Annotated in this window: 1 protein-coding gene; it reads right to left on the bottom strand. The window is 51.1% G+C overall.

Annotated elements, in window-relative coordinates; translation table 11 throughout:
• Window positions 1-9: 9 nt before the first annotated feature.
• Window positions 10-1,306, bottom strand: a 1,297-nt coding sequence (gene brnQ, locus ACTHUM_RS14380) for a branched-chain amino acid transport system II carrier protein (protein ID WP_440403208.1), incomplete at its 5' end; no start/stop codon positions are given.

Raw genomic sequence — 1,306 nt, 5'->3', positions numbered from 1 at the left:
GTTTTATCATCATGCTTTTTTCTTCAACGCCGCATTCAAAATGCAGCCGAGTATAAAGCAGGCTAAAGAGGGAACAACCCATCCTAAACCGATATTGTAAAACGGCAATGCGCGCTCGATAGCGGCAGCGGTGTCGGCATCAAATCCAAACGCGGCATTATAGGCATCGAGCAAACCGACCACAAGGGCCGCCATCATGGTGCAGAAATAGACAATACGGCCGCCGCCAAACAATTTATCTGTCAAAGCCAGCAGAATGATGACGATGGTCAGCGGATACAACAGCATCAACATAGGGATGGAAAACTGCAAAATCGCTGACAGGCCTTTGTTGGCCAACAGAATAGACACCACCGTATTCAGTATTACAAAGGTTTTATAAGAAATACCCGGGCAAAGACGGTTGAAATATTCGGCACATGAAGTAATCAAGCCAACCGCCGTACTCAGACAGGCAAGCAGCACCATAACGCCAAGCAGCACAATACCGGCCGTACCGAAATAGTGTTGTGCAGTTTTAGACAAAACCGACGCGCCATTTTCCTGCAAGCCGATACCGGCCACACCTGTCGCGCCCATATAGCCAATAAACAGGTAAACTACTGCCAAACAAGAAGCCGCCAACACACCGGAAATCGTCGTTGTCTTCAGCAAGTCCGCGCGGTTGTCCACGCCCATGGCGCGAACGGCATCAATGACTATAATGGCAAACACCAGCGAAGCCAGCGCGTCCATGGTGCCATAGCCTTCCAAAATGCCTTTAACCAACGGATGAGTGACAAAATCGCCTTGCGCCGCCTGCGGCACGCCCATCGGGTTAATGGCGGCATAGCCGACCAATATCGCAATTGACAGCAACAAAACAGGCGTGAGAATTTTACCGATACGGTCAACCAGCTTCCCCGGAGAAATCGACAGCCAATAAGTAATGCCGAAAAACACCAGGCTGAATACTGCCAATGCGATGCTTTTCCAAGATTCATCAATGAAAGGGGAAATCGCGGTTTCAAAAGATACTGTCGCCGTACGCGGCATGGCAAACAGAGGGCCGATTGCCAGATAAAGCGCGGTAGCAAAAGTCACGCCGTACCAAGGCGCAACACGGGAGGCCAATGCTTCCACATCGCGCGAGCCGGAATAGCCGACGGCAATCACGCCCAACAATGGCAAACCTGCGCCCGTCAGCAAAAAGCCGAACATGGCCGAAAGCCAGTTATCACCGGCCTGCTGTCCCAAAAAAGCAGGAAAAATCAGGTTCCCTGCCCCAAAAAACAGGGCAAACAGCATTAAGCCCACCGCCCATAAA

Source organism: Neisseria sp. P0021.S006, assembly GCF_051956895.1.
Note: the sequence above shows the minus strand (reverse complement) of the source record. Positions and strands in the feature narration are given on the sequence as shown.